Source organism: Micromonospora sp. DT227 (assembly GCF_049841835.1).
Lineage (GTDB): Bacteria > Actinomycetota > Actinomycetes > Mycobacteriales > Micromonosporaceae > Micromonospora.
This window is the reverse complement of the sequence record NZ_JBNCLA010000030.1, coordinates 1-4,491: the sequence shown is the minus strand read 5'-3', so window position 1 is coordinate 4,491 and position 4,491 is coordinate 1. Positions and strand designations below refer to the sequence as shown.

Sequence of the window (4,491 nt, the reverse complement as noted above, 5' to 3'; positions counted from 1 at the left end):
GTGGAGTTGCTGGGTCGGAAGACGCCGATGGTGTCGATGCCGTCGCCGTTCCAGTCACCCGAGATCGGCACGTCCTCCGGAGAGACGTCCTCAAGGATGTTGTCGTAGCGGACCGGGGTGTAGAGCCCGGCGTAGCTGGACGACCAGGTCCGCTCGATCGTGTCCGAGCTGCCCGTCTGCTCGATCACCACCGGAGCGGTGTGCGCGGAGTCGCTCCACTTCACGAACAGCGCGACGTGGTTCTCGCTGGGATCCCCGGTGTGCCGGAGCAGCGCGTCGCCCGGGGCGAGGTCAGCACGCGCGATCGTGTGTGACCTGCTGTCCAGGTTTCCGGTCCAGAACGCGCTTCCCGAGCCGCCGAGGCCCCACGCCATCGCCACGAACCCCGAACAGTCGGTGCGGTAGTCGCCGTACTGGTTCTCATAGCAGCGGCTCTGGCTGTAGGGGACGCCACCCACGCTCAGCCAGCTGCGTGCCCGCTTGACCGCGTCCGATCGCTGCATGTCCTTGTCGGAACCGTTGTCGCCGCAGGGGGTCGGCGTGGTGCCCACCGCGGCGGCCGCTCCCACCCGCGGCGTCAGGCCCGGGTACTCGGGCAGGGCCGGATCACCCGGGACCGCGGTGACCGCCAGCCCGGCCGGGTCCACCGCCGAGGTGCCCGGCGTCGCGGACGCCACAGTCGGCGTCGCGGCCAGGGCCGCGGCCAGCACCGCCACCGGCACCATTGACCGGCGGGCCCACCAGCCACTTCGTCGAGCGTATGAGTGCAAGATGTTCTCCTCGTCTGTTCCGGCGTGCTTGCCGCCTCGCCTTGCCCCAGAGTGTGAGGAGCGCTCCTGACGCCTGACTGGAGGGACAGATCCTGTAGTGAAACTCGTACTACGATCTGTCCGGACAGAGGTAGGAGTCGGATCGTCACACCGCCGGCGGGCATCGATCGCCGGCTACCCGTCGATGAGCCAGCCGCCGGGGGCGCCGCGGGGCGGCCCTACGGGTTGACGATCATGCGTACGGGGGAGTCGACGATGGACGACGGGGGGAATGGCGGCCTCAGCGAGCTTCTCCGACGAGCCCGGGTCGGCCGCGGCCTGACCCAGGCCGATCTCGCGGACCGGGCCGGGGTCAGCGTCGGTGTGGTTCGTGACCTCGAACAGGGGCGTAGCGGGAGGCCACGAGGACGTTCCCTGCAGGCGCTCGCGGACGCTCTGGGCCTTCACCACGAGGACCGCGTGCGGATGACACAGCTCGCCCGGCCGCCGCAGCGGGAGCGACCGGAGGCGACCGGTCCGGCCCGGATCTCTGTGCTGGGGCCGCTGGTGGTCACCCGGAACGGTCAGCCCACCGATCTCCGGACCGGACGGCACCGTGTCGTGTTGGCCCGCCTCGCGCTGACCCCCGGCCGCCCGGTGAGCCGCGCGGAGCTGATCCATCTTCTGTGGGGGGACACGCCGCCGACGTCGGCGACCAATGTGGTGCAGACCCACATCAGTCGGATCCGTCGCCTGCTGGAGCCGACACCGCACCCGGACCGGCCCTCGTCGGTGATCCTGGGATCGGGCGGGTACCAACTACGGGCCGATGCCGAGCAACTCGACCTGGTGGCCTATCGGTCCCGTCTTCTCGACGCGGGCGCGCCGGCCCTGCCCGCCGGGCGCGCCTTCGAGCTGCTCCTCGACGCGTTGGACATGTGGCGCGGTGACGACGCCGCCCAGGACGTGCCGGAACTCGCCGATGATCCGTTGATCACCGCGCTGGCCGAGGAGCGCGTGGAGGCGGCCGTGCGCCTGGCGGCGCTCGGGGAGGTGGTGCACCGGCAGCGGCAGGTCCTCCCGCTTCTGCGCCGGCTGGCGGGGCGGTTTCCGTGGCACGAATCGTTGCACGCGCGGTTGGTCGTCGCGCTCGCCGCCTCGGGTCAGCAGGCCGCCGCGATCGAAGTCTTCGAGAGCGTCCGCCAGCGGCTCGCCGAAGAGCTGGGCGTCGACCCCGGCCGCGAGTTGATCGAGGCGCGGCAGGCCGTGATCGGCGGCCCGGGAGATCGGAGCGCGGGAACGCCGGTGGACATCCGTGGTGCTGTCACGCCGCAGCAGGTGCCGGCGCCACCGGTGGACTTCTGCGGACGCGCTCGGGAGCTGCGCGAGATCGAACGCGCGTTCCGCTATCCGGAGCACGGCTCACCTGTCGTCCGCGTCATCTCCGGCATGGCCGGCGTCGGCAAGACCAGCCTCGCCCTGAAGGCGGCCTGGGGGCTCCGGCGGGACTTCCCGGACGGGCAGCTCTACATCGACCTCCGCGGTGGCGACGACCGGCCGGTCGCGGTCGCGTACGGACTCGCCCGACTGCTGAAGGCCCTCGGGGTCGAGGCGCGTGCCGTCCCCGGTGACGAGGACGAGGCCGCCGCGCTCTACCGCAGCGTGCTCGCCGACCGGCGGGTGCTGATCGTGCTCGACAACGCGCACAACGCCGCCCAGATCCGCCTGCTGCTGCCGGGTCCGGGTGGAAGCGCGGTCCTGGTCACCAGCCGTAACCAGTGTGCGGAGTTGGACGGCGCCACCACGACGCTCCTGCCGGTGTTCACGTCGGACGAGGCGCTGGACCTGCTGCGGATCAAGCTCGGTGCGGCCCGGGTCCACACCGAACGCGGGGCCGCCGAGGCCCTGGTCGACGCGTGCGGCCGACTGCCGATCGCGGTGCGGCTGATGGCGGGCCGGTTGGCGGGCGGACCGGGGAGCACGGTCGCCGAGGTCCTCCAGGGCCTGACCGACGAGCGGCTGCGGCTCGCCCGACTCAGCCTCGGCGACCGTACCGTGACGAGCAGCTTCGCCATCAGCTGCCGCGCCCTGCCGGCGGCGGCGGCCGAGGTCTTCCACGCCGCCGCGCTGATCCCCGGTGAGGACTTCTCGGCCACGGCCGTCGCCGCGCTGCTCGGCGCGGAGCCGCGCGGTGTGCGGACGGCGCTGGAGCACCTTGTCGCGGAGAATCTGCTCCAGTCCGGCGGTCCGGGCCGCTACCGGTACCACGACCTGCTGCGCCTCTACGCGCTGCGAGCCGGCGAGACCCGCGAGACGCCCGTCGACCGCGCCGCAGCCCTGGGCCGGCTCTACACCTGGTACCTGACGCGAACCGCATCGGCGATGGACCTGCTCTATGCCGACATGGTGCGGCTGCCGATCGATGTCGACCCGACCGGGCACCCGTTTCCCGACCTCGACGCCGCGACGGGATGGCTCAGCCAGGAGGCGGCGAACCTCTTCGCCGCGATCGGGGCCGCCGCGGCTGACGGACACGGCGCACGGTCCTGGCAACTGGCCGACCAGCTCCGCGGCTACTTCTTCGTCTCGGGAGACGTGCTCGCCTGGCTCGCGACCGGGTCCGCCGGGCTCGCCGCCGCGGAGGCCGCGGGCAACGTGCTGGCTCAGGCCGCCATGCACCAGACCATCGGGCAGGCGCACTGGGCGGCCGGGAAGCACCACCTGGCCGCCGATGCCTACCGCCGGGGTATCGAGGCCGCCCGCGTCAGCGGCTGGCTCGTCGGCGAGGCGTACCTGTCGCACAACCTCGGGCTCGTAAAGGCCGAGTTGGGCCATCCGGACGAGGCGCAGGAGCTCTACCAGCGGGCACTGACCCTGGGGGACGGGCCCGAGTTCCACCACGTTCGGGCGGTGACCCTGAACGACCTGGGCACCCTGTGCCACGAACGGGGGCAGCTCGCCGAGGCGGCCGGTTACCTGACGGCGGCTCAGCAGTTGAACGAGAGGTCGGCGCGCCATCCGTCGGCGATGGCCAACCGGCACAACCTGGCGATGGTCCTGCGACAGATGGAAGACTTCGAGCCCGCACGCGCCCACTTCGAGACCGCACTCGACCACTACCGTCGTACCGGGTCGACACTGCGTGAACTGTCGGTGCTCGATGAGCTGAGCCAGCTCGACCGACAGTTGCACGAGTGGGTGTCGGCCGTGCACAACGCCGCCGAGGCGTTGCGGCTGGCCCGGAAACTGCGCAACCTGCGGGCCGAGGCGGCCACCCTCAACACGCTGGGCTTCGCGCTGTTGGGAAGCCGGGCTGTCGATGACGCGCGTGCCCGGTTCACCGAGAGCCTGTCGATCAGCCGGAACCGGGGCTTCCAGTACTTCGAGTGCCAGGCGGCCATCGGTCTCGCTGAGGCCGCCCTGCTCGAGGGCGCCGCCGAGGAGGCCGACCGGACTGCGGGGGAGGCCGTCCTCATCGCCTCCCGCAACGCCTACCGGGCACTGCACAGCGATGCCCTCATCGTGCGGGCGAAGGTGGCGATCCGCCAGGGTGAGCCGGAGACGGCCCGGCAGCACTGCGCGGCTGTCCGGGACCTGCTCGGGACGACGTTCCTTCCGGACCGGGAGCGCGAGTGCGGCGCGATCGAGGCGCGCCTGACCCCACTGCCGCCACGGCGGGATCCGGTGGTGTCCGGGTCCCGCCGTGGTGGGTGTGGTGGTCAGATGCCGTAGATGAATTGGG

The 4,491-nt window shown here is 71.9% G+C and carries 1 protein-coding gene and 2 pseudogenes; 2 read left to right on the top strand and 1 reads right to left on the bottom strand.

Going from position 1 to position 4,491, the window contains the following annotated elements; genetic code table 11:
- Positions 1 to 725, bottom strand: a pseudogene (locus ACLQ2W_RS33705) (hypothetical protein); the annotation flags it as partial.
- Between the two features lie 279 nt (positions 726 to 1,004).
- Between ACLQ2W_RS33705 and ACLQ2W_RS33700 the strand changes: the two are divergent.
- Positions 1,005 to 1,220 (top strand): annotated as a pseudogene (locus ACLQ2W_RS33700) (helix-turn-helix domain-containing protein); the annotation flags it as partial.
- A 15-nt stretch (positions 1,221 to 1,235) separates the two neighbouring features.
- Positions 1,236 to 4,481 carry a tetratricopeptide repeat protein gene (locus tag ACLQ2W_RS33695; protein WP_425791912.1) on the top strand — a complete coding sequence of 1,082 codons (3,246 nt, stop codon included), beginning with the start codon at positions 1,236 to 1,238 and terminating at the stop codon, positions 4,479 to 4,481.
- The last annotated feature ends 10 nt before the right edge of the window (positions 4,482 to 4,491 follow it).